The 23,860-nt window shown below is 63.4% G+C and carries 25 protein-coding genes; 16 read left to right on the top strand and 9 right to left on the bottom strand.

The genetic code is table 11. The features are described from left to right. Positions 1–9 precede the first annotated feature (9 nt). Positions 10–726, top strand: a complete 717-nt coding sequence (locus ACOOFO_RS10145; RefSeq protein ID WP_420426657.1) for a hypothetical protein — start codon at positions 10–12, stop codon at positions 724–726. Positions 727–779: 53 nt separating this feature from the next. Here ACOOFO_RS10145 and ACOOFO_RS10140 read toward each other — a convergent pair whose 3' ends face one another. Beyond that, entirely contained in the window at positions 780–1,817 is a 1,038-nt protein-coding gene (locus ACOOFO_RS10140; RefSeq protein ID WP_420426656.1) for a helix-turn-helix domain-containing protein, read from the bottom strand. Between the two features lie 119 nt (positions 1,818–1,936). On the opposite strand from ACOOFO_RS10140, the gene ACOOFO_RS10135 reads away from it, so the two are divergent. Both ACOOFO_RS10135 and ACOOFO_RS10130 read left to right on the top strand, forming a co-directional pair. Beyond that, a complete protein-coding gene (locus ACOOFO_RS10135; protein WP_420426655.1) occupies positions 1,937–3,361 on the top strand; it encodes a fatty acid desaturase in 1,425 nt (474 codons plus the stop codon). Positions 3,362–3,501: 140 nt separating this feature from the next. Further along, positions 3,502–3,906, top strand: coding sequence for an MAPEG family protein (locus tag ACOOFO_RS10130; protein WP_420426654.1), 405 nt, complete (start codon positions 3,502–3,504; stop codon positions 3,904–3,906). Positions 3,907–3,971: 65 nt separating this feature from the next. Here ACOOFO_RS10130 and ACOOFO_RS10125 read toward each other — a convergent pair whose 3' ends face one another. Together ACOOFO_RS10125 and ACOOFO_RS10120 are read right to left on the bottom strand one after the other, a co-directional pair. Further along, a complete protein-coding gene (locus ACOOFO_RS10125; RefSeq protein WP_420426653.1) occupies positions 3,972–4,292 on the bottom strand; it encodes a hypothetical protein in 321 nt (106 codons plus the stop codon). 47 nt (positions 4,293–4,339) lie between these two features. Next, positions 4,340–4,876: a GNAT family N-acetyltransferase gene (locus ACOOFO_RS10120; protein WP_420426652.1), complete on the bottom strand. Its 537-nt coding sequence runs from the start codon at positions 4,874–4,876 to the stop codon at positions 4,340–4,342. 232 nt (positions 4,877–5,108) lie between these two features. Here ACOOFO_RS10120 and ACOOFO_RS10115 point away from each other — a divergent pair, with 232 nt between their 5' ends. Continuing rightward, complete coding sequence (locus ACOOFO_RS10115) at positions 5,109–6,023, top strand: DUF4892 domain-containing protein (protein WP_420426651.1); 915 nt, start codon at positions 5,109–5,111, stop codon at positions 6,021–6,023. A 48-nt stretch (positions 6,024–6,071) separates the two neighbouring features. Here ACOOFO_RS10115 and ACOOFO_RS10110 read toward each other — a convergent pair whose 3' ends face one another. Both ACOOFO_RS10110 and ACOOFO_RS10105 read right to left on the bottom strand, forming a co-directional pair. Continuing rightward, entirely contained in the window at positions 6,072–6,989 is a 918-nt protein-coding gene (locus tag ACOOFO_RS10110) for an NAD(P)-dependent alcohol dehydrogenase (protein WP_420426650.1), read from the bottom strand. A 41-nt stretch (positions 6,990–7,030) separates the two neighbouring features. Continuing rightward, positions 7,031–7,453: an MAPEG family protein gene (locus tag ACOOFO_RS10105; protein ID WP_420426649.1), complete on the bottom strand. Its 423-nt coding sequence runs from the start codon at positions 7,451–7,453 to the stop codon at positions 7,031–7,033. A 266-nt stretch (positions 7,454–7,719) separates the two neighbouring features. On the opposite strand from ACOOFO_RS10105, the gene ACOOFO_RS10100 reads away from it, so the two are divergent. Genes ACOOFO_RS10100 through ACOOFO_RS10085 form a run of 4 tightly spaced genes read left to right on the top strand, consistent with a single transcriptional unit; the run spans position 7,720 to position 13,736 of the window. Beyond that, a complete protein-coding gene (locus ACOOFO_RS10100; RefSeq protein ID WP_420426648.1) occupies positions 7,720–8,058 on the top strand; it encodes a hypothetical protein in 339 nt (112 codons plus the stop codon). 60 nt (positions 8,059–8,118) lie between these two features. Continuing rightward, positions 8,119–9,378: a TolC family protein gene (locus tag ACOOFO_RS10095; RefSeq protein WP_420426647.1), complete on the top strand. Its 1,260-nt coding sequence runs from the start codon at positions 8,119–8,121 to the stop codon at positions 9,376–9,378. After that, positions 9,375–10,622, top strand: a complete 1,248-nt coding sequence (locus ACOOFO_RS10090; RefSeq protein ID WP_420426646.1) for an efflux RND transporter periplasmic adaptor subunit — start codon at positions 9,375–9,377, stop codon at positions 10,620–10,622. Before ACOOFO_RS10095 ends, ACOOFO_RS10090 begins: the two co-directional genes overlap by 4 nt. A gap of 9 nt (positions 10,623–10,631) precedes the next feature. Further along, a complete protein-coding gene (locus tag ACOOFO_RS10085; protein ID WP_420426645.1) occupies positions 10,632–13,736 on the top strand; it encodes an efflux RND transporter permease subunit in 3,105 nt (1,034 codons plus the stop codon). 85 nt (positions 13,737–13,821) lie between these two features. Here the strand turns inward: ACOOFO_RS10085 and ACOOFO_RS10080 are convergent, their stop codons facing one another. Then, positions 13,822–14,664 (bottom strand): flagellar motor protein MotB, encoded by an 843-nt coding sequence (locus ACOOFO_RS10080; protein WP_420429728.1) that lies wholly within the window; start codon positions 14,662–14,664, stop codon positions 13,822–13,824. Between the two features lie 5 nt (positions 14,665–14,669). After that, positions 14,670–15,467 (bottom strand): motility protein A, encoded by a 798-nt coding sequence (locus ACOOFO_RS10075; RefSeq protein WP_420426644.1) that lies wholly within the window; start codon positions 15,465–15,467, stop codon positions 14,670–14,672. A 294-nt stretch (positions 15,468–15,761) separates the two neighbouring features. Between ACOOFO_RS10075 and ACOOFO_RS10070 the strand changes: the two genes are divergently transcribed. After that, on the top strand, positions 15,762–16,154 hold the full coding sequence (locus ACOOFO_RS10070; RefSeq protein WP_420426643.1) for an MAPEG family protein: 393 nt from the start codon (positions 15,762–15,764) through the stop codon (positions 16,152–16,154). A 19-nt stretch (positions 16,155–16,173) separates the two neighbouring features. On the opposite strand, the gene ACOOFO_RS10065 is transcribed toward ACOOFO_RS10070, so the two are convergent. After that, positions 16,174–17,001, bottom strand: a complete 828-nt coding sequence (locus ACOOFO_RS10065) for an N-acetylmuramoyl-L-alanine amidase (protein ID WP_420426642.1) — start codon at positions 16,999–17,001, stop codon at positions 16,174–16,176. 187 nt (positions 17,002–17,188) lie between these two features. Between ACOOFO_RS10065 and ACOOFO_RS10060 the strand changes: the two genes are divergently transcribed. The 3 genes from ACOOFO_RS10060 to ACOOFO_RS10050 all read left to right on the top strand — a co-directional run bounded on the left by ACOOFO_RS10060 (position 17,189) and on the right by ACOOFO_RS10050 (position 20,663). Next, positions 17,189–18,475: an O-acetylhomoserine aminocarboxypropyltransferase/cysteine synthase family protein gene (locus ACOOFO_RS10060; RefSeq protein ID WP_420426641.1), complete on the top strand. Its 1,287-nt coding sequence runs from the start codon at positions 17,189–17,191 to the stop codon at positions 18,473–18,475. Positions 18,476–18,548: 73 nt separating this feature from the next. Continuing rightward, positions 18,549–19,622: a tRNA pseudouridine(13) synthase TruD gene (gene truD / locus ACOOFO_RS10055; protein ID WP_420426640.1), complete on the top strand. Its 1,074-nt coding sequence runs from the start codon at positions 18,549–18,551 to the stop codon at positions 19,620–19,622. A gap of 117 nt (positions 19,623–19,739) precedes the next feature. After that, a complete protein-coding gene (locus tag ACOOFO_RS10050) occupies positions 19,740–20,663 on the top strand; it encodes an NAD-dependent epimerase/dehydratase family protein (RefSeq protein ID WP_420426639.1) in 924 nt (307 codons plus the stop codon). 5 nt (positions 20,664–20,668) lie between these two features. On the opposite strand, the gene ACOOFO_RS10045 is transcribed toward ACOOFO_RS10050, so the two are convergent. Next, on the bottom strand, positions 20,669–21,082 hold the full coding sequence (locus ACOOFO_RS10045) for a hypothetical protein (RefSeq protein ID WP_420426638.1): 414 nt from the start codon (positions 21,080–21,082) through the stop codon (positions 20,669–20,671). Between the two features lie 226 nt (positions 21,083–21,308). On the opposite strand from ACOOFO_RS10045, the gene ACOOFO_RS10040 reads away from it, so the two are divergent. The 4 genes from ACOOFO_RS10040 to ACOOFO_RS10025 all read left to right on the top strand — a co-directional run bounded on the left by ACOOFO_RS10040 (position 21,309) and on the right by ACOOFO_RS10025 (position 23,860). Next, complete coding sequence (locus tag ACOOFO_RS10040) at positions 21,309–21,674, top strand: hypothetical protein (protein WP_420426637.1); 366 nt, start codon at positions 21,309–21,311, stop codon at positions 21,672–21,674. Between the two features lie 113 nt (positions 21,675–21,787). Beyond that, entirely contained in the window at positions 21,788–22,459 is a 672-nt protein-coding gene (locus ACOOFO_RS10035) for a TetR/AcrR family transcriptional regulator (RefSeq protein ID WP_420426636.1), read from the top strand. Then, complete coding sequence (locus tag ACOOFO_RS10030; RefSeq protein ID WP_420426635.1) at positions 22,452–23,363, top strand: metal-dependent hydrolase; 912 nt, start codon at positions 22,452–22,454, stop codon at positions 23,361–23,363. The genes ACOOFO_RS10035 and ACOOFO_RS10030 overlap by 8 nt, the downstream gene beginning before the upstream one ends. Next, entirely contained in the window at positions 23,360–23,860 is a 501-nt protein-coding gene (locus ACOOFO_RS10025; RefSeq protein WP_420426634.1) for a hypothetical protein, read from the top strand. The genes ACOOFO_RS10030 and ACOOFO_RS10025 overlap by 4 nt, the downstream gene beginning before the upstream one ends.

Raw genomic sequence — 23,860 nt, 5'->3', positions numbered from 1 at the left:
GCTTTCGCGATGACCGCAACACCCCTTTCCGTGCCCCGCCTGCGCTTCTTCACCGCCCCCGCCTCTGCTCTGGCAGTCGTGCTCATCACTGCCTGTGGTGGGAGTCCGGCGGATGCCGCACCCAAAGCCGCATCCTGCTTTGCCGACGCCGCGGCTGATCCTTGCAGTCTCCTGACCGCCGAGCACGTGCGCAAGATCGCGGGCGATATCGGCGAATTGCAGGGCGAAAACAGCACCTTTGGTCGCACCACCAGCTGTGATTACCGTTGGTCCGGCAGTCGAAAAATGACCATGCAGGTCGGTACCATGACCTTCGAGAACCCCATCGATGACGAGGCGACGCTGAGCATCGAAACCTTTGCAGAGAACGCCGAGAAAGCGAAGGCTCGCTTCACGGCCGCCTACCGGCCGCGTTCTCAGGAAGAGCAGGCGAAATCCGCCGAGTCACTGAGCGAAACGGCCGCGGAGGCCGTCGATGCCGAGCACCAGGAGATGGCGCGCGATTTCGCCCGCTCCATGGTCAGCAAGATCAACTACGAAACCATGAACGAGCCCGGCCTTGGGGATGCGGCCGCCTGGGGCGGGCTGCCAAAGACCCGGACACTGCAGGTGCTGGTCGGCAATCAGGCATTGAGCGTCAACCTCAAACGCAGCGACGACGATGCCACGCACAAAGCCGATTCCATTGCCTTGGCCAGGGAGTTGCTCAAGGACTGTGGCGCCTAGACGAATCCAAGCAAGCGTCCGACCGCCTCGTTCAACTGCTGCCGTGTCGCGCGCTACTCTGCTCTTGATCGGTACCGGTGTTGATAGTCTCCGGGACTGCAGCCGGCGCGGTCGCGGAAGGCGCGTGAGAAGTTGGAGGCATCACTGAAGCCGAGGGAATAGGCGACCTCGGTCACGCTCATGCCCTTGTCTGTGAGCCGTTCGCAGGCAATCTGGTGCTGGATGGTGCCGGCCAGTTCGCGAAAGCTGGTGCCTTCGCGCGCCAGGTAGCGGTTGACGGTGCGCCGCGAGAGATTCAGCGAGGCTGCGAGTTCATCTAGGCTGGGAAGCGCATCAGAGACTTCGCGCAATGTCATCGCCACCCAATCCGCAAAGCGACCGCCGTCGGCGGCACGCTGAACCAGTGCCCTGCAGCGAGCTTCCGCCACCTGCAATGCATGGCTATCCGCCATTTCGAGGCGCAGGCTACGTGGGTTCTCACAGATGCGGAGTCGGATACTGGCATTCGGCCCGGACTCGAAGCGGACCGAGACGTCACCCAGTTCCTGCTCATAGCGTCGGGCGTGCACAGGTTCCGGAAATGCGCAGTCGAGAAGGCAACGCGGCAATATGCCGCCGTTGAGGTCCGAGATCTCACGCAGGGCGGCAAGCGCGATGGCTTCAAGATGAAAGACGAGGCAGATGTGGCTCATCGCCACCCGCGGCGTGACCAGAAGCTCCGCATGGTCGGCCGCCGCGCGATAGCGCAGCTGAAAGCTGGGCATGACCAGCCCGAAGTAGCGCGCCTCGAAGCGCAACGCTTCATCCACGGTTGCACTGCTCAACATCCCGAAGCCGACAAAGCTGTGTGAGCTCGCGGTGAGTCGCCGGCCGGTCTCGAAAGCAAGGTCGCTACGCTCGCTGGCGCGAACAACCTGTTGCAGTAGTCGGTCAATGAGCGTGAAACGGACCTGTGCCTCCGGCTCGCTGAGCTGTGACATCGAAAGCCCCAATGGCTGGAGCAGGCGCTCGACATCCACTCCTTCCGCCTGCAACAGCGCTGCCAGCCGGACGTAGTAGCGCGCGGGTACCGACACATCTACTGCCTGCATAGCGTGCTACCTCAACTGAATGGCGCATTATCACCATAGCATGGCGTGAAATCACCATTCTTCGGTCGCCGGCCAGCGCAGGATATCTATCGTTCCTTTCGGAGACGAGGAGTCCTCCCATGAGCACTGCAAACGCACAAGTCCATTACCCCTCTCGCGATGCGACCCGCTGGACAGACGCCAAGCGCTACTGGTGGTTGCTGAGCCCCGCCCTGCCCCTGCTGGGCCTGCTTTCCGTCCTGGCCGTGTGGGTGGGACTGCCGGGAGAGATCCTTTGGGTCTTGCCGGTGGTGTTCTATGGCATTGCGCCGCTGCTCGATGTGCTGATTGGGGAAGACCAAAGCAATGCGCCGGAAGCTGCCGTCGATGATCTCAGCGCCGACCGGTATTACCTGCGCATCGTCTTCGCCTATATCCCCAGCCAGTATCTGATGACCGTCCTCGCCGCATGGCTCGCCGTGGATGGCGGCTTGGCCTGGTGGAATCTCGTCGCTCTGGTATTGGCCACCGGCATCATCAATGGCGTGGGCATCAATACCGCGCACGAGCTGGGTCACAAGACCAACAAGCTCGAACGTTGGTTGGCACGTATTGTCCTGGCGCCAGTGGCTTATGGGCATTTCTTCATCGAACACAATAAAGGCCACCACAAGCATGTGGCCACGCCGGAAGACCCTGCCAGCTCCCGCATGGGCGAGAGTTTCTGGGCTTTTCTACCGCGGACGGTTGTCGGCAGTCTGAAGTCTGCCTGGGCCATCGAAAAAGGCCGTCTGGAGCGCAACGGAGCGTCAGCGTGGTCGATACACAATGAGAATCTGCAAAGCTGGGCGCTGACGGTGCTGCTGTTCGGTGCGCTCAGTCTCTGGCTGGGGCCCTGGGCCCTGGTGTTTCTGGTGGTGCAGGCGGCCTTCGGTTTTTCACTGCTCGAAGTCGTGAACTACATGGAGCACTACGGTCTGCTGCGCCAGAAGCTGGCGAGTGGCCGCTATGAGCGCTGCCAGCCACGCCATTCGTGGAACAGCAATCATGTCGTAACCAACCTGCTGCTCTATCAATTGCAGCGCCATTCCGACCATCACGCCAATCCGACGCGCCGCTACCAGGCCTTGCGCCATTTCGGTGACAGTCCGCAGCTGCCATCAGGTTATGCCGGCATGATCCTTGTGGCTTACATCCCTGCCCTCTGGTTCAAGCTGATGGATCACCGTGTCGTTGCACATCACGGCGGCGACATCCGGCAGGCCAATCTGTATCCGGCCAAGCGAGCACAGCTAATGGCCAAGTGGATGCCGGATCATGCCGTACCGGAGTCGGCGGCCCCGCAACCCGCGCAAGACGCCGCAGTGCCGGCGAATGCTCGGCCCGAGGCGAGTGACGTGGTTGACCATCAGTGCCCAAACTGCAGCTACGTGTACAACGCGACGGCGGGCTGTCCGCATGAAGGCTATCCCCCGGGGACAAGCTGGCAGGCGCTGCCGGACGACTTCCAGTGCCCAAGCTGCGCCGTGCGGGAGAAGCCGGATTTTGTAGCGGTGAGTGCCTGAGGAGCAGAACCATCCCCAGAGCGACAGCGCACGATCGACGTGCGCCGTCGCCTTTGCTCCTTACCCAAGCGCAACTACAAAGCTGAATCGCCATTCAGTAGGCTCGGGGCGCGGTATGACCAAACACAACGGGAGACGACATGACTGCTTTGACCGCTGTACTGCTGTTCGGCACCTGGACCCTGCTGCTCGCTCTTTTCTATGCCCTGCCACGCGTGCCGCGTGTGTTGATGGGCAGCCAGAAGGCCGATGCATGGACGCGAGGCAACGCCCCCGTGGACCCGGGCATTCTGATCCGCGCCCAGCACGCGCACTACAACTGCCTGGAAACCTTTCCGGTTTTCGCCGCGGTGGTCATTATCGGCGCGATGATGGACCAGGCGGAGGCGCTGGCCGGCATGGCGGCCTTGGTGCTGTATATGCGTGTGGGGCAGAGCATCGTCCACCTCATCGGGACGTCCTTCTTCCTGGTGCTGATCCGCGCCACACTGTTCATCGCCCAGATCGCCCTGATCCTGGCGATGGTCTGGCAGCTGCTGGGCTGATGCTGTGGCCGCAAGGCCGGTCCGCCGGCTTTGCGGCCCTTCCAGGCCGCTGCCTTTCCTCAAGCTCAGGGGCGGTAGCGGGCTTCGGGCCAGAGTGCGTTGATTTCCTCGGCCTGGTGCTCAGCGCTGAAGCGCTCCCACACAATGCCATTGACGTCCGTGTCCTGCGTGAACGCCTCGGCTGAGGGATCCTCCCAACCCAGGTGGCGCAGACTGCCGGGTGCACTGTCCGGGTCCTGACGGACTGAGACATTCAGACTGTCTGTCCGCCACAACGCGTAGGCGCCCTCGATATAGGAACAGGGTGGCACCCCGAGCCGACGCGAATAATCGGCCACCGTTGCCTCGATGCGATCGGTCGAGATCGCAATATGCAGCTTTCGCATGATGAAGCCCCGCCTTCTGTCCGTAACGCGCCGGTGATGGCGCGTGGCTACCAGTAGTCTGGATTGTCGAAGGGGGGCACACAACGGCTCGGCCCTGCTACGGAGGGCAGCGACGCCTCATTCAGCCACTGACATAGCCAACCCTCGGGTTGGGTCAGCGCGAAGGGCGCGGGAATCGTTTCGGTATCCACGGCGTGGAAGCCGACACGGCCATAGAACTTCGGGTCGCCATAGGTGCAGACCAGGTGAACACCCCACTCGCGCAATGCATCAAGCCCGAAACGGATCAGGCCCTGCCCCACCCCTTTGCCGTGATAGGCCGTGGCTACGGCCACCGGTGACAGCAGGAAAGCCTCGACCGGAGTGGCGAAACGCAGGCGCGAAAAGAAGATGGCGCCGACGACGTCTTCCGCATCCGTTGCGACAAAGCCGCATAGGTCATTGGCGGAGACCTCACGCATCAAACGCAGTGCCAGTGCCCCGATCACCTTGCCTTCCGACACACCTTCGGATGCCGTGAACACTTCGGTGTAAAGACGCTCCACCGCCCGCGTATCGAAGTCTTCCCAACGACGGAACTGCATGACATCGAGTCCTTTGGCCACAGGCCGGTGGAGGCGCGGATACAGCGTTTCTCAACGATTGGACCGCAGGGCGAATGAAGGTTCAATCATCCGAAAGTCGGAGATTGTTGGGCTGCAATGCCGCAGCATGGTGCCGTCTGGCCTCTGCATGATTCGGCTTATAGTTTCACCGAGGGCATGCAATGCGCGCAGGCTCCCGACTTTTGTGGTCCATTTCCTAGGGGGGTGGAGTATGAGCACGGTGTTTCGCATGGGAGCCAGTGCGCTCTTGATGATCTTGGTGATGCTGCCTCTGCCCGGTTGGTCGGCTGAAACCGAGGATCACCCCCTGATCAGCCGCTATCCCGGCGCCGTAGCGCTCGATCGCGAAGAAGCGGCCTACCAGGAGTATCGGCTCATCACCGGGCTGGTCGCAGACAGTCTCGATTTCGAGAGCATGGATCTTGCCGGTACGCTGACGCGTATTCGCTATCGGAATCCGCCCGAGCGTTCTTCGCATGAGATCCTCGCCAATTATCAGCAGGCGCTTGTGGGCGCAGGCGGTGAAATCCTCTTCACCTGCCGCGACAAGGCCTGCGGCCCCTCCTATGCGGGAAGCCGCTGGGGACGATTCAACGGCACGATCCATTTGCCCGGCATTGGCGGCTACCTGGCGGCCCGGATCGATGCCGAGGATGCCAGCGCGTATGTGGCCATCGCGGTCGCCAAGGCGGATCATCAAATCACGGTCCTTGAGGTCGAGGCCATGGAAACGGGGCTCGTACAGGTCGATCCCGACGCCTTGGGCCAGACCCTCGACCGCCTCGGGCATGTCGCCATTCCCGGGGTCTACTTTGAAACCGGAGAGGCGCGTCTCAAAGCCGAATCTGCCGAAGCATTGGCAGCGATGGCGGCGATCCTTGAGGCACGCCCCGCAATGAAGGTCTGGGTGGTTGGACACACCGACTCAACCGGAAGCTTCGAGCTGAATGCCAGCCTTTCCGAAGCCCGCGCCCGCGCGGTGGCCAAGGCCTTGGTCGATACGCATGCCATCCCATCGGCGCGGGTACAAGGCTATGGGGTCGGACCACTCTCGCCGCGCGCCTCCAATACGAGTGAGGCGGGTCGTGCCCAGAACCGGCGGGTGGAGTTGGTAGTGCGGCCCTGAGGCTGAGATTGATGCCGACCGCCAGCACACACACAGACGCTGTCGCGGTCAATCCTTGGCTACGAGCAGCACGATCTTCCCGCGCGCGCGACCGGTCTTGCTGTATTCGATGGCCTCCGCTAACTGCTCGAGGCGGTAGCGCCGGTCGATGGGGGCCTTCAGGAATCCCGCCTCCACCATGTCGCGCAACTCGGCCATGTCCAGGCCGCGGGGTAATGCCAGCAGGGTGCCGGCGCGCACGGCGGAAGGACGAAAGCGCGCCACGGCGCGCGATGTCAGGGTGGTGAGCGCATTGGCGGCCGACGTTGCGGTGGAGATCAGGCAGCCACCGGGTTTCAGTGCGGGCCGCATCCGCGCCACTGTCTCCTGGCCGATCGTGTCGAAGATGATGTCGTAGACCGTCCCGCTAGCCCGCCAGTCTTCCTGTTCGTAATCAACCACGGAGTCCGCGCTGAGAGCGCGCACAAAGGCCGTGTTGCGGCCGCTGCAGACCGCGGTGACCCGCGGGCCTTGATGGTGAGCGATCTGGATGGCGACGGAGCCGACGCCACCGGAACCGCCAATGATCAGCACCGACATGCCGGCGCGCAGATGCGCCATGCGCAAGGCCTGCAATGCGGTCAGGCCAACCATGGGCAAGGCCGCTGCGACAGCGTCATCCACGTTTTTGGGCTTAAGCGCAACCATGCGCTCGTCGACCGCGACGTACTCCGCAAAGGCGCCAGTCTTGGCACTCATGCCGAAGACCACATCGCCCCTGTGGAAGTGACGCACACGAGAACCGGTCTCGATCACCGTTCCGACAAAGTCATGCCCCAGCCGCAGGTGCGGAAGCGGCAGTCCAAGGCGGTACGCACTGCTGGCAAACCACCCCAGATATTTCCAGTCGTGCGGATTCAGGCTGCTGGCGTGTACGCGGACCACGAGATCGCGTGCCCCGGCCTTGGGGGCCGGGCACTCCACCACGCGGAGGGCACCCCTGCTGGCGCTTGTGGCTACAACCGCTCTCACAGCGCGTGCCGCATCACGCTGATGGCCATGCCAATGAAGCAGATCAGCTGGGCAAAGAAGAACAGAAAGCGCACAAAGGCAATGCGGTTGCTTTGCACCAGGGCGATATGAATCACGGACTGGAACATGCGAGCCACCAACGCCGCGGCGGCCATTGCGTTCACCGCGGGGCCCGAGACACCGCTCACGTGCACGGCAAATACAACAGCACCGAACACCGGGAGATTCTCCACGCAGTTGGCATGGGCGCGCATGGCTCTGCGATACCAGTCGTCGCCCTCCACCACATCACCACGGAATTCCTTGATATCCACCCTGCCGGTCAGAATCCGTGTCCAACGGTAGACCCCCACCGAGAACAGCAGCACCGCAATGGTCCAGAGGGCGAATCCCAGAAGCATCCAGATGGGGAAAGTCATTGGTTGTGTCTCCGTATCGTTGTGGTGGGGCTTTTGCCACCTTCGCTTCTACGCATGCAGGAGTGGCCGAGCCAATAGTGAATGGTTGCCGGGGCCTTGATCGGTGAGGGCATCAAGGGCCATACGGCAAAGGTATGAGGAAAGGTGGGCGCGGAGCATAGCGCGTGCCGATTTGAAGGTGGATACGGGACATCTGTCCCATATTGCCGCGCTGTGTTGACACACATCACGGAAAGCACCTCCGCGGGTGATAGGCTACGGGCGCCATGCAACAACGCCTGCCCTACAAGCGATTGGAGCGTCTTGCTTTGTGGTCGCTGGTCCTGATGCTGCTCGTCAGCACCTGGCCGGAACTCGAAGTGCACGACGCTGCCAGCGTCGAACACTCGGATGCCGCGGCGCACGTGCATCTTGAGGGCGCAGACCTGTGGGGTGATCCCGAAGGCCTGCATGTGCACGCATGTCAATGCACAGCCCATTGCATGGCATTACCGATGCAACTCCCAGCCATGCTCGCCCCGAGTCGCGCCCCTCTGGTTATGCGCACGGCGCCGCATCTGCGCGCAGGGATTATCTCTCCCCCTTTCCGTCCTCCCATCGCCTGACATCTCCAGTGCTTTCGATGCGTTTACGCATCGCGTTTTTCACTGTGAATGGAGATGCCAATGGCACCCCGAATTTTCTTGGGCGCCTGCCTGCTGGCCGTCATGGCTATGCCAGCCGGTGCGGACAGCCGCCCGATCACGCTTGACGATGCCTATGCCCTTGCATTGGCGGATAACCCGCAATTGCAAACGTGGATGTATCGAAGCCGCGCCGCCCTGGCGCGCAAAAACGAAGCCGCGCAGCCGCCTCCTTTCGAGGTGGGGTTCGATGTAGAAAATGTCGCCGGTAATGACAGCACCGCGGGCCTGAAGAGCGCGGAAACGACGTTGACCCTGTCGCGCGTGCTGGAGCGCGGAGACAAGGCTGTACTGCGGGGCAGTCTCGCTGATGCACGCGGCATGCTCGTACAAACCGAACGCGACCTCGATCGGCTCGAATTGCTGGCCGATGTGGCAGAGCGCTTCATGCACGTAGTGCGCGACCAGCAGTTGCTGACGGTTGCCGAGTCGGCGGTTGCCCTCGCCGAGGCCGCACAGAAGGAAGCCCATCGTCGGGTGAAGGCCGGAGCGGCGCCCGAGACCGAAAGCGCCCGAGCAGAGATCGCTTTGGCCAATGCGCGGTTGGAACTGGAGCACGCCGAACACGAGCTCAAGGCCACGCGCGTCAGTCTCGCCAGTCTCTGGGGGGAGCGGGAGCCTGATTTCGCTCAGGCGCAAGCCGATTTGTCCGCATTACCGGTGCCCGAAGCCTTGAGCGACATCGTCAGGTCCCTCGAAGGCAATCCGCAGCTTCGACGACTTGCCGAGCAGCGACGCATCGCCGATGCACGTCAGCAGCTGGCCTATGCACAAGGGAGCGCGGATATCCGCGTCATGGGCGGTGTACGCCGACGCGAGGGCACGGACGATACCTCGCTGATCTTCGGTTTGTCGGTGCCCTGGGGGAGCGCGGAACGCGCCCAGCCTGGCATCCGCGCATCGCAGGCCGAGGCGCAGGCACAGGAGCGGCGCTACGAAGTCGTGCGGCGCGAGCTCTATGCGGTGGTATATGCGCGCTATCAGGAAATGGTGCACGCCGGAACAGAAGTAAAGGCGCTCCAAGAAGACATCCTGCCAGCCGCCACGGCTGCGCTGGAATCGATCCAGGCTGGATATGGCCGAGGCCGTTACGGCTATATCGAGTTGGCCAGCGCGCAGGACGATCTCATTGCCCAACGCAGGCGTGCCATTCATGCCGCGTACCGCTACCACCGCCACCTCATTGAAATCGAGCGCCTGACCGGCACCGCGGTTGCCGCGCCGATGAGGAGAGAACAATGAAAAGCTCCATCCAAACCAACACCTTCGCCGGCATCCTGGCCCTGTTGGGCGCTTTCTGGCTCAGTGCCGCTCATGCCGGTGGTGGTCACGCGTCCGTCGGCTCATCTGGCGGGGACGAGGTTGCTCACGGCCCCCATGGAGGCCGACTGCTTGAAGAAAATGGCTTTCGCTTGGAGCTGGGCCTGGTCGACGTTGGCACGGCGGCAGAGTACCGTGCATGGCCCAGCACAGAGAGCCAGGCACTTCCGCCGGAGGCAGTGACGCTCGAGGTGCGTCTGGACCGCCTGGGAGGCGCCACCGATGTCGTCACCTTCCATGCCGTGGATGATTTTCTGCGTGGCAACCAACCGGTGGCTGAGCCCCACTCCTTCGACGTCACCGTCAAGGCTCAGTATCAGGGGCGTACCTATCAATGGCAGTACGAAAGCCACGAAGGCCGCACCCGTATACCGGCGGAAATTGCAGAGGAGGCGGGCATCACAACGGAGCGTGTCGGCCCTGCCACGCTGCATCGCACCCTTCAACTGAGTGGCCGTGTGCAGGCGATTCCCCATCGTATTGCCCGCGTGGCCGCCCCCTACCCCGGCCAGGTCACGGCAATCAATGTCGAGCTCTATGACGCCGTCGACAAGGGCGAGGCGCTGGCAACTGTGGTCGCGCGTGAAAGCCTGCGCCCCACGGTACTGCGCGCGCCCCTGGCAGGTGTGGTGCTGAAGCGCGATGCAGCCGTGGGACAGCAGGCCGAAACCGACCCCCTTTTTGAGATTGTGAATCTCGATCAGGTCTGGGTGCACTTGGATGCCTTTGGAAAGGATCTTCGCGACCTGGCTGAGGGCCAGTCCGTGACGGTGCGTGACCTCAATGGCCAGCTCTTGGCGGAAGGTCGCATTGAAGGCATCAGTCCCATCTCGGGCCGGCGCCAGAACGTGCACCTCCGTGTGCCGGTGGAAAACCCGAAAGGCGCCTTGCGCCCTGAGCAGTTTGTGCAGGGAGAGGTCATCGTGGAGGTACGCGAGGTGCCGCGCGCGGTGCGGCGCTCGGGTCTTCAGCGCTTTCGCACATTCGATGTGGTCTACGCGCGATTCGGCGACACCTATGAAGTCCGGATGCTGGAGCTGGGTGCTCGCGACGACACCTGGGTCGAAGTGCTCGGTGGCATTGCAAAAGGAACAGAGTACGTCACCGGCAACAGCTTTCTGATCCGCGCGGATATCGAAAAAAGCGGCGCCAGCCACGACCACTAGGAGAACACCATGCTCGATCGCATCATCGCGACCGCCATCGCACAGCGATGGCTGGTCTTGCTCGGCATGCTGGGTGTCGCAGGGCTTGGCATCTACAGCTATCAGTCGTTACCCATTGATGCCGTACCAGACATCACCAATGTCCAGGTCCAGATCAATACCGAAGCGCCGGGCTATACGCCGCTGGAAGCGGAGCAGCGCATCACCTATCCGATGGAGACCCTGCTTTCCGGCTTGCCCCGGCTGGACTACACACGCTCGCTGTCTCGCTATGGCCTGTCTCAGATCACCGTGGTCTTCGAGGAAGGCACGGATATCTACTTCGCGCGGCAGGTGATCAGCGAGCGACTGGCGGAGGCGCGTGATGTCATTCCGGCCGGCTTGTCGGCCAGCCTGGGGCCGATCGCCACCGGCCTGGGCGAAATCTTCATGTATGCCGTCACCGCGGAGCCCGGCAGTGGCTATGACGCCACCGATCTGCGCTCCATCCAGGATTGGATCATCCGGCCCCAAATGCGCCTCACCAAGGGCGCGACCGAGGTCAACACGGTGGGCGGCTACCGCAAGCAGTATCAGGTCGCGCCTGATCCGGAGAAACTCGCCGCCCATGGAGTGAATCTCGACCAGCTGATTCGCGCGCTCGAAAACAGCAACGACAATGTCGGTGCCGGGTATATCGAACGGCGCGGTGAACAGAATCTCGTGCGGGTTCCAGGGCGCCTGCAGACGGTCAGCGACATTGAAGACGTCATCATCAGTGACGTGGGCGGTGCACCGGTTCGCGTAGGCGATATCGGGCGTGTGCTCGAAGCGAGCGCACTCCGCACCGGTGCGGCGACCAAGGACGGCGAGGAAGTCGTACTCGGCACCGTCATGATGCTGATCGGAGAGAACAGCCGGGTGGTAGCGGAACAGGCCGGTGAGCGGCTCGCACTGGTGCAGAAATCACTGCCCGAGGGGGTACGCGTCGAGGCGCTCTACGACCGCACCACCCTGGTCGACAAGACCATCGCTACGGTGCAGAAGAATCTCGCCGAAGGCGCATTGCTGGTCATCGCCGTCCTGTTCCTGTTGCTGGGCAATATCCGTGCGGCCCTGATTACCGCGGCAGTCATTCCGCTGGCGATGCTCGCCACCATGACCGGCATGGTGCAGGCCGGTGTCAGCGGCAATCTCATGAGCCTTGGCGCCCTGGACTTTGGCCTCATCGTCGACGGCGCCGTGATCATTGTGGAGAACTGCCTGCGCAGACTGGGCGAAGCACAGCGCCAGTCGGGTAGCTTGCTCACGCGGAGCGAGCGATTGGAAGTGCTGCGCGCGGCTTCCACCGAGGTCATCCGGCCGGCGACCTTCGGTGTGCTGATCATCCTGGTCGTCTACATCCCGATCCTCACGCTCACCGGGGTGGAAGGCAAGATGTTTCGCCCCATGGCCCTTACCGTGATCATGGCCTTGACCGCGGCCTTGATCCTGGCGCTGACCTTCGTGCCGGCCAGCCTCGCCGTGCTGTTGGGCGGGCGCGTGGCAGAGAAGGAAAACCCGCTGATGCGCGTGATCCGTCGCGGCTATGCACCGTTGCTGGAGATCGCGCTCCGGTTCCGCGTGCCGGTGGTGCTGACCGCGCTGCTGTTGGTGATCACGAGTGCGTGGCTAGCCACCCGACTGGGCGCCGAATTCGTTCCTCAGTTGGATGAAGGCGACATCGCCATGCATGCACTGCGCATCCCTGGCACCAGCCTGTCACAGGCCGTGGACATGCAGAACGACCTTGAGGCGCGGCTTCGCGACTTTGAGGAAATTTCGCACGTGTTCAGCAAGATCGGCACACCCGAAGTCGCCACCGATCCCATGCCGCCGTCAGTGGCGGATACCTTCATCATCATGAAAGACCGACGGGATTGGCCCAATCCGAGCCGCACGAAGGCGGACCTGGAAGCGGAGATTCAAGTGGCCATGGAGGCAGTGCCCGGCAACAACTACGAGTTCACCCAGCCGATCGAGATGCGCTTCAATGAGCTCATCTCGGGGGTGCGGGCGGATGTCGCCGTCAAGATTTTCGGCGACGACCTGGAGCAGTTGCTGGAACTCGGGCAGACCGTAAACGGAATCGTGGGCACGATTGACGGCGCTTCCGACACTCGGATGGAGCAGGTTGCGGGCCTGCCGGTGCTCAGTATCGAACCCGACCGCGTTGCACTGGGGCGGCATGGTCTGGACATCCGTCACGTGCAGGACACGATCCGCGCCGCGCTCGGTGGCGCCGTCGTGGGTGAGATCTATGATGGAGACCGTCGTTTCGACCTGGTGGTCCGGCTTGCCGAGTCACGGCGTAACGATGTGGATACATTGAAGCGCCTTCCGATCTTTGTTGCGGATGGCGCGCCCGGCTATGTTCCACTGCAGGAGGTCGCCGATGTCGCATTGCGCATTGGCCCCAATCAGATCAGTCGAGAAAATGCCAAGCGCTACATCACGGTCACCAGCAATGTGACCGGCCGAGATCTGGGGTCCTTTATCGACGATCTCCAGCGCACGGTTGAACAGGGTGTGGATCTTCCGGCGGGCTATTGGGTGGAATACGGCGGAACCTTCGAGCAACTCGAGTCTGCCACCCAGCGCCTGAGCATTGCCGTACCTGCCACCTTGGCAATGATCCTCTTGCTGCTCTTCAGTGCGTTCGGCTCTCTGCGCGACGCCCTGCTGGTGTTCACCGGCGTGCCGCTCGCGCTGACCGGCGGCGTGGCTGCGCTCTGGTTACGGGATATGCCGCTGTCCATTTCGGCTGCCGTCGGCATTATTGCCCTGTCGGGTATCGCCGTTCTGAACGGGGTGGTCATGCTGTCCTTCATCCGGGATTTGCGGGCGCATGGCAAGGAGATCCATGAGGCCATCCTGGAAGGCGCACTCACCCGGCTTCGACCCGTACTCATGACCGCGCTGGTCGCCAGTCTCGGTTTCGTGCCCATGGCACTCAACGTCGGCACCGGTGCAGAAGTGCAGCGGCCACTGGCAACGGTAGTGATTGGCGGCATCCTCTCCAGCACGCTGCTCACCCTGTTCGTGCTCCCCGCGCTCTATCACCTGAGCTACCGGAGAAGATCACCCGTTCAATGATCGAACCGCCCGATGCCGCTACCGGATATCACTCTGGTTGCGGCTTCGCGTTGGGTCCCTGCTGGCAAGGCTGGCAGGGCCGATATCAGGGCGAGCCGTTCGCTGCAGGCGTGTCTGCCGCTGCCGCTTCGATGGGTTGCGGCGGCGCCTGCAGCGCCTCTCCACCGGTCTGCTGGTACTCGATGATGATCTCGACACGGCGGTTCCGTGCCCGATTCTCGGCAGAGTCGTTGGCCACCAGCGGGCGCGCGTCGGCAAAGCCGCTGACCTGCAGTGCCTCTGGCGGAATGTGCTGGGTATCCAGTACCTGATGCGCCACCGACACAGCGCGCGCCGCCGACAGCTCCCAGTTGGAGCGGAAGCGCTCTGTGGTGATGGGAAGGTCGTCGGTATGCCCGGCGACCGTCACGGTGTAGTCGCCGTCACGGACCATGCCGGCCACACGATGAATCAGCGGGATGGCGTCCGGCGTCAGTGAATCGCTGCCGGAACGGAAAGAGACTTTCTCCGGGAAACGGATGATCACGCTGTCCCCTTCGCGTTCGACGATCACTCGCTTTGCCTGAAGTTCCTCCACAAGACCGCTCTTGAGTTTGCGATAGAGCTGCTCCTGGTTCGAGCTTTCATCAATGCTCGCACTCAATGTCGCCTGCTCATCGAAAATGGGCTGGGTTTCGGCGCCGTCCTTGGAAACAATGCCCGCCTCCAGCCCTTCGATGGCGTCCTCGCTATTGCTCGGGATGTCCTGAATGCCGCCAAAGGCAGTCGCCATCGAGCCCACCATGGCCTTGTACTTCTCTTCGTCCACCTTGGAATAGGAATACAGCAGCACGAAGAAGGTCATCATCAGTGCCATGAGATCCGCGAAGGTGACCATCCACGGGGGAACGCTGTTCCCTCCGACTCTTGCACTGCTTTCCCCTTCCATCATGCTCAGGCGGCTTTGGCCTCGGCCTCGGCACCGGCCTCGGCCTCACCAGCGGCTTCGCGCTGATCCAGTGGCAGATGCGTCTCCAGGAGCTCGCGCAGCACCCGGGGATTGGTGCCCTGCTGAATGCCGAGCACGCTTTCCATGATGAGCGTCTTGTTTGCCCGCTCCTGCTCCGCCCGCGTGTTCAGCTTGTCCGCGATCGGGATGAACAGAAGATTGGCCAGAAGCGCGCCATAGAGGGTAGTGAGCAGGGCAACGGCCATCGCCGGGCCAATGGAACTTGGGTCTGACAACGTGATCAGCATCTGCACGAGCCCGACGAGGGTTCCGATCATGCCGAAGGCGGGGGCGGCGTCGCCCAGCGCCCGGAATACCCGCTCGCCCACTTCATTGCGTCGGATGGAAGCGTGGATCTCGTTACGCAGAATGCTGCGGACCAGGTCCGTATCGTGGCCATCCACACACAGTTGCACGCCTTTGGCGAAGAGTTCGTTGTTGACCTCTTCATCTTCCAGCGCGATGAGCCCCTTCTTGCGCGATACGGTGGCGAGATGCTGTGCGAGTTCGATGAGTTCCAGCGGGCTGTCCACTTCCTCCTTGAAGGCCTGCTTGAGTGCAGTGCCGAAGGAGCGCAGACACGCTTTCAGAGGGAATCGGACCAGGGTTGCGGAGAAGGCACCGCCAATCACGATCAGAAAGCCCGGCAGGTTCAGGAAGGGCGCGAAGCCCGATCCCAGCATGATCGCCACGGCCACCACGATGCTGCCGAGAATCAGACCAATCAGCGTTGCAAAATCCATTTCGATCAACCGTTGGTGGCTGGAGATGGCGGATAACGGGGAAAGCGCCGTATGGATGGGCCGCTATCAGCGCTCGCCTGCAGTATCGGGAATGGCATCCAATTTCGGATGAAGGGTGAGTCAAAGCACAGCTTTCGCCCGATGAGCGGCCCGAAAGCGGCTTGAATCCCGGATCGATTTCGCGGCCGTAGGGCTGGGCCAACGCTGCTGTGCGCTGTGCCAGGTCAAGTACTGCCCAACCGTCAGGCATTGGCACTATGGTGAGATAACTCATCACCAGGGAATGCCTTGCCCATGTCGCCCGAGCTCACCGCCCTTGCCCTTGCCGGCATTCTTCAATGCGCGCAGGTCCTGTTATACGCGGTCCCCGCCAATCTGCAGGTGGGGCTGAAATACAGCCTTTCCCCCCGCGATGAGGCCCGGCGCCTGGAGGGTCTGGCAGGCCGTGCGCAGCGGGCGATGAACAACCATTTCGAGAACCTGATCCTGTTCACACTGGCGGTGCTGGTGGTGACGGCCTCGGGTGCGCAGAGTGGATTCACCGCCGGCTGCGCGTGGGTCTATCTGGGTGCGCGCATGCTCTACATTCCGGCCTATGTCCTCGGCTGGGTGCCGTGGCGCTCCATGTTCTTCGCTACCGGCTGGTTCGCCACCCTGGCGATGCTGGTGGCGGCCTTGGTGGCCTGAGCCCGCTCTTCCCGCTCGCTCAGGCGCGGCGCAGGTAGTAGCCGTGCACCCAGCCTTCGATCAGGCCATCTGCCGCCTCGGCTTCCACGAAGCGCCAGTCGCCGCGTTCGTCGCGCACGGTGCATGCGGTGCCTTTGGCCAGGGGGCTGGCATCCAGACGAGCGTGGTCAGTGCCCGGCCCGCTCCGGATGTTGAGTACGGTCACGGTGAGCCACCGGGCGCGATCCTCATCCTGCCCACCCCGCCCCATGACCCGGTTGCGGAAGCGCTCCATCGGAAAGGCCGGGCCCGGGTCGGTCTTGCGGCCGGGGGCAATGGCTTCGTGGCCGAGCACGTCGACGAGCTGGTACTTCGCCACCAGCAGACTTGCCACGGACATGGCCACTGCCAATTGCACGCTGGTGTAGCGATGCCAGCCGACCACGGGGCCGCCATGGCAATGGGCGGCCTCCAGGCACTCCTCCGAGGGCAGTGTCGTTTCCGGATCAAACCACGGCCCCCAGCCGCCGGGTCGCGGCTCCAGTTGCCCCTGGTTGTCGAGCTCGATGCCGATGCTATGCGCGTTCAGGCCACTGAGGCCTTCCCAATGGCTGCGGCCGGCGTGCCAAGCCTTGCGGTTAAAGGCCACCATCTGGACGATGCGGCCGTCGCGGCCGATGACCAGATGCGCGGAGGCGTTGGCGTTGGGGTTTTCGAACCAGTGCACTGCGCTGTCCATGTCGCGCCCGGCCGTGTAGTGCATGACCAGATAACGTGGCTCGATCATGCCGGAACTCTGATTCGGGCTGCGCCGAAATTCCATCGGCTGCTGGTGGTCGTCGTGGAGACGATGATGACGAATCCGCATGGCCTGCTCCTTCCCCTGCTCGTCTGGCTGACACTGTATCCAAAGCGCGGGCAGCGCTCCTTGCTGCGCATTGCTTGGTTGGGATGATGCGCGCCCGCTCATGTCTTCGCGCACCCTTCGCTAGCATGGGCACCCGATGCGCCGCGAAGCGGCCGTAACAAGCAGACCTACACGCAAGGAGATCTCGATGAGCGATGCCGATTGGAAGTTTGAAACCGTTGCCGTGCACGGAGGTTATTCGCCCGATCCCGTCACGCGCGCGGTGGCCGTGCCGATCTATCAGACCGTCGCCTATTCCTTCGACGACACCCAGCACGGTGCGGACCTCTTCGATCTGAAGGTCGAGGGCAACATCTATTCGCGCATCATGAATCCGACCTGCGGCGTGCTGGAACAGCGCATGGCCGCGTTGGAAGGTGGCGTCGGGGCATTGACCACCGCATCGGGTCAGTCGGCGGTGCTGTATTCCATTCAGACCATCGCCCGCGCCGGGGACAACATCGTCTCGGCCAGCACCCTTTACGGCGGTACCTACAATCTGTTCGCGCACACCATGCCGCAACTCGGGCTGGAGGTGCGCTTCGCGGACCCGCACGAGCCGAACAGCTTTGCCCAGCACATCGACGACAAGACCAAAGCCGTCTTTATCGAGTCCATCGGCAATCCGCTCGGCAACGTCAGCGACATTGCCGCCATCGCAGACATCGCGCACGCCCACGGCGTGCCGCTGATCGTCGACAACACGGTGGCCACGCCCTACATGCTGCGCCCCTTCGAGCACGGGGCCGATATCGTGGTGCACTCGCTGACCAAGTACCTCGGCGGTCACGGCACCACGCTGGGCGGCGTCATCGTGGATTCCGGCCGGTTCGACTGGGCGGCACACGCACAACGCTTCCCGCAGCTCAACGAGCCGGACCCGAGCTACCACGGCGTGGTCTATACCGAAGCCATGGGCGAAGCCGCCTACATCGGTCGCGCCCGCGTGGTGCCGCTGCGCAATACCGGCGCTGCCTTGTCGCCCTTCAATGCCTTCCAGATTCTGCAGGGCATCGAGACCGTCGCCCTGCGTATGGACCGCATCAACGACAACAGCCTGCGCATCTCCGAATATCTGCAGAAGCACCCCAAGGTGCAATGGGTGCGCTACGCCGGCCTGCCGGATCATCCGGACCACGCCCTGGCGCAGAAGTATCTGGGCGGCCGCGCCGCCGGCGTGCTCACCTTCGGCGTGGCCGGCGGTCGCGATGGCGGCGCGCGCTTTCAGGACGCGCTGAAGCTGTTCACCCGGCTGGTCAACATCGGTGACGCCAAGTCCCTGGCGACGCATCCGGCTTCCACGACGCACCGGCAGCTCAATCCGGAGGAGCTGGCGGCGGCGGGCGTGACCGAGGACATGGTGCGCCTGTCCGTGGGTATTGAGCATATCGACGACCTGATCGCGGACCTGGATCAGGCACTGCAGGCCACCTGAAGGCAGCGCAAAAACCAAGGCCGGGCCCGCGCGATGCGGTGGGCCCGGTCCCGCGCGCGCTTCCCGCACGGTCATGGGTGATCTGCTGCAGAATCCGCGCCTGCCCCATTTCCGCGAAGCGCCCGTGTCCGAACTCCCCTATGCCCATGGTGGCCCGCCGCTGACGGCTCTGCTGCGCGCCACGCCCGAGGATTTCGTCGTTGACGAGGATCTTGGCATCACGCCCAGCGGTGAGGGCGAGCATGTCTTCCTGCACGTGCGCAAGCGAGGAGCCAACAGCGACTGGCTGGCCGAGCGCATCGCGGACTTCGCCGGGGTGTCGGCCCGCGATGTGAGCTTTGCCGGCATGAAAGACCGGCATGCGGTGACCACGCAGACCTACTCGATCCATCTGCCCGGCAAGGCGGCGCCGGACTGGACGCAGTTCCCGGAGCCCGGGGTCGAGATTCTCAGCCATGCCCGGCACCACCGAAAACTGCGCCGCGGCGCCCTTAACGGCAACGCCTTTCGCATCACCCTGCGCGAGGCCGCGGGCGATCGTGACCGGGCCGACGCCTGCCTTCAGGCCATCGCCCGCGACGGGGTCCCCAACTACTTTGGCGAGCAACGCTTTGGCCGCGAAGGGCAGAACATCCAGCGCGCCCTCGCCTTCTTCGCCGGACGGCGCACCCCGCGCAAGCAGCACGGCATGCTGATTTCCGCCGCGCGTTCCCAGATCTTCAATTCGGTTCTCGCCCGTCGCGTCGAAGCCGCTAGCTGGAACCGCATCCTGCTCGGGGAATGCTGCTCCCTGGCGGGTTCGCGCTCTTGGTTTGTCGCCGACAGCGAAGCGCAGGCGGCGTTGGACGCGCGCGCAGCCAATGGCGATATCCACCCCTCCGGCCCGCTTTGGGGGAGTGGCGCGCTGCCCAGTCAAGGAGAGGCCGCGGCCTTGGAAGAAGCAGTGGCCCGTGAAAACCAGAAGCTGGTGGAAGGCCTCGCCCGACAGCGGCTGGATCAGGATCGCCGTGCCCTACGCCTGCGCCCGGAGGGCCTGCAGTGGGAATGGATCGACACCAGCACGCTGGTGCTGCGCTTTGCCCTTCCGGCAGGCAGCTACGCCACGGCGGTGCTGCGCGAGCTCGCGGATTGGCACGACGCCGCCTGATGGCTTTGACGCCTGGCCTTGCCACGCAACTGCCGCGCATCTGGGATCGTCCCTGATCTGCCCGGCTTTGCATCGATGCGCGCGGCGAAGCCGGCTCTTCCAGAACGGAGTGGTTCCATGCACACCATCCTCGGCGCCAGTGGCCAGATCGGCCGTGAAGTCGCCCGCAATCTGAAGCAGGACTTCGCCGGTGCCATCCGGCTGGTCAGCCGCAATCCACGCAAGGTGAACGACACCGATGAAGTGTTCAGCGCCGATCTGCTCGACGCTACGCAGACTGAGCAGGCCGTAGCGGGTTCGCACACGGTGTATTTCACCGCGGGTCTGCCGATGGACACGCAACGCTGGGTGGCGCAGTGGCCGACCATGATGCGCAACGTCATCGATGCCTGCGCCCAGCACGGCGCCCGTCTGGTGTATTTCGATAACACCTACATGTACCCGCAGACGGCGGAGCCGCAGACCGAGGAGACGGCTTTCCGCCCCCACGGCGCCAAGGGCCGGGTGCGCGGCGAGATCACGCGCATGCTGCTGGAGGCCATGGATCAGGGGCGCGTCCGGGCGGTCATCGGGCGCGCGCCCGAGTTCTACGGCCCCGGCAAGACGCAGAGCATCACCAACAGTACGGTGATTGCACCGCTCAAGGCGGGCGGCAGTGCCAAGGTCTTCCTGCGCGACGACACGCTGCGTACCTTGATCTTCACCCCGGACGCCAGCCGCGCCATTGCACTGCTCGGCAACACTGATGACGCCTATGGACAGAGCTGGCACCTGCCTTGCGACGACGCGCGGCTGACCTATCAGCAGTTCATTGCACTGGCGGCGGAAGTCTTCGGGACAAAGGCGCGCTACCGCGTACTCAAGTCGTGGCAATTGCGCCTCGCCGGTCTGTTCAGCGCCCAGGTGCGCGACGCTGCCGAATTGCTGCCGCGCTATGCGGTGGAGAATCTCTTCATGTCCGACAAGTTCAAGAAGCGCTTTCCGGATTTTCGCGTGACGCCGATCCGGGAAGGCCTACAGGCCATCGCTGCAGAAGGTTGACGCGTTCAGTCGTCTTCTCGCGTCATGTTCACGGCGCAATGGTAGACGAGGGCTTCGACCGCCTCGTCACCAGAGGTCACATAGCGATCTTTGCGGCCCGGTTCCAGAATCCAGATGGCGTTGATGCTGGGAAACCGGCCTTCCGGGTGGCGGCGGTAGAGCGACAGCAAGGCGCTGTTTGACCCCTTGGCTTCAAAGCGGACCGACACCTCGGATCGATCCAGCGCCACCACGAAGTAGCGCAACCGCGGGTTGTCCTTGAGCTGGTCGCGTAGGTCGCGCGCGGCGCGCAATACCGCCTGCCAGCCTTCATCCACGCCGCGTTGTTGTTCCGCCGCGCGGCGCGCCTCGAAGTCGCGATGCGACTGGATCGCGTCGATGGAGTTCTTGAGTTTGTCGACTGCGTTGTCGTCGGACATTAAGAAGGTGGAGCCGCCGTCTGCGTGGCAAGAAAACCTGTGATCGTGCGCGCCCGACCTGACACGCCTGTCACAACCATCCGGTAGGTTAGAGATGCTTCAGGTCGCCTGCAATGAATGATTGCTGGCACGGCGTTGCACGAGCGGAACTCGGTCGTTGACACAGGTCAATCACTGGTCGCAAACCCTGTCCGATACTCACTGGGCACCCCCATTGAGATGACCAATGGCCGTACTCGAAAGCTTCTCGCAGTTTTACGCCTGGTCCTGGATCGCCACCATCGCGGTGCTCCTGCTGCCATTGCTGGTTCTGTTCCTGCGCGATGCACGCACGCCCAAACCTCCTCTTAACGCCGCCGTGGATATGCGCTTCCGCCGCTCCCTGCTCGCGCGCATGCTGGACAGCCTGGGCATCGACCGCAGGGTGTACGTCCAGGGCACTGGAGAGCCGGCACTGGCCAAGCAGCTCGACCAGTGCGATGGCTGTGCCCGTCGCGCTGCCTGCATGCAGGACCTCGCCTATGGGCAACCACAGCTCGAAACCTGCGTGAATGTAGACGCGATCACGCGCTACCTCGGTTCTCGCAAGTAGGTCGATGGCAGCCGCGCGCGGCTGCCCGACTGGGACACGCAAACGCTAACGCCTGCGGTTCGTCGGAACCCGCATTTGTTGACACCGTCAAGTAAACAGTGTCAACTGAATGCATGGCACGCAAGAAAGACAGCGACAGCGTTCGTCAGCGCAAGCGCGATGACATCCTCGACGCGGCCATGGCCGTGTTCGAGAAGGAAGGCGGCCTGGAGGCACTGAGCTTTCGCAAGCTCGCCGCCGAGCTGTCGCTCAGCTATTCCGCGCCCTATCGCTACTTCGCCAGCAAGGAAGCGCTGGTCAATGCCATGCGCGCCCGCTCCTACCGCTGGATCGAGGGCGTGATGCTGGCCTCCATTCAGGGCATCGACAGCCCCGAAGCGCAGCTCGAGACATTGGCGGACGCCTATATCCGGGCCGGTATCGAACGGCCCGAGCGCTACGCCCTGATGTTCTTCAACGTCGAGGACCCCAGCGGCACGACGCGCTCGCTGGAGCTGCGCGCAGCCAAGCACGATGCGCTGGATGTCTGCACGCGCACCATCGCCGCCGCCCAGGCCTGCGGTGAGCTCCCTTCCACCATCGACCCGCTCACCGCCAGCCACCTGTTCTGGACGGCCGCGCACGGCCTGGTGTCGCTGCAGGTTGCCGGCCAGTTCGAGATGGGACGCAGCGTACAGACGCTGACCCCGACCCTGATCCATACCCTGCGCATGGGCATGGAGCATTACGACAACAGAGCCGGGCAAAGCACCGGCCATCCGCAAGAGGAGACCCACCATGGCTGAAGACATAGAGCCGCTGCCGGTGCCGCGGCGCATCGATTTCGACTTCCCCGACGACATCGATCCGAACTGGAAAGCCGACGACCCCGAGTTCTGCGCGATGGTCAACGGTGCCTCGCTGACCATGCCCTATCTTGAACCCTTCCTCATCAAGACGGTGCGCGAGACCGCGCGGCACATCGACGACCCGCGCGTGCAGGAAGAGGCCAAGGCCTTCAATACCCAGGAGCAGTTTCACTACCGCGCGCACCGCCGCTTCAATGAGCTGATCAAGGCCAAGGGCTACCCCGAGCTGGCCGGCCTGGAAGCGCGCATGGAAGCCGCTTACGCCCGACTCAGCACCCGCTCGCTGCGCACCCGCATGGCCTATACCGCCGGTTTCGAGGCGATGACCATGGGCGTGACGCGCTGGCTCATCAACAATCGCGTCCAGCTCTTCGGTGGCAGCGACACGCGCGTGGCCTCGTTCATCCTGTGGCATTTCGTCGAGGAGGCGGAGCACAAGTGTGTCGCTTTCGACGTGTATCAGGCCGCTTACGGCGGCTCCCTCGGGGGCTATTTCGCCCGCGCCCGCGGCGTATTCCACGGCGCGCTGGACGTCATGTTCAATTCCATGCGCGGCTACAAGATCATCCTGCGCAAGGCCGGCCTGTGGGGGCAGCTACGCTCGCGCCTGCGCCTGGCACGCCGCCTGGGCAGCTTCGCCTGGACGGTAGCGCCCTATCTGCTGCGCGCCGCCCTGCCCGGCCACACGCCACGCCGGGAGCGCGAGCCGCAGTGGGTGCACGACTGGATCGCGCAGTATCCGCACGCCCCTGAGGGTTACATCCCGCTGCTCGATACCCACAGCCCCACCATGCCAGTGCCCTTTCCATCGGCGCGGGCTGCCACCGGAGCCGCCGCATGACCACCACCACGGACGCCCTCAAGCCGCTGCGCCGCCTGCTCATTGGCCACGGTGCACTCATGATCTTCGTGGGTGGCGTGATCGGCTTTGGCTTTCTGTTCTTCCTGATCGGCGATATCCGACTCTGGCCCATCCCGGGGCGCATCGACTACCAGCTGCCCGGCACCTATGACGCCTGGCGCATGGCGCATATGGAGGCCATCGTCAACGGCGCCATCCTGTGGATCGGCGCGGCGGTCTTGCAGCATCTGCCGTTTACGGCGTTGGGGGTGCGGCGCACGGTCTACACCATGCTGGTCATCGCCTGGACCATCGTCATTGCCTCCGCGCTCGACCCGCTGTTCCCGGACAGCCGCGGCCTGGCGGTGAGTGATTCCCTCACCAACAACATCGCTTTCGGCCTGTTCTACATCGGCGTGGTGGCCGTGATGGTGCTGATGGCCGCGATTGCCTACAAGGCGCTGCTCGGCAAGCACGACGACGGCCCGGGCGGCTAA

The organism is Algiphilus sp., assembly GCF_965216485.1.
GTDB lineage: Bacteria > Pseudomonadota > Gammaproteobacteria > Nevskiales > Nevskiaceae > Algiphilus.
The sequence above is the reverse complement of the archived record's forward strand: the minus strand, read 5'-3'. Positions and strand labels throughout refer to the sequence as shown.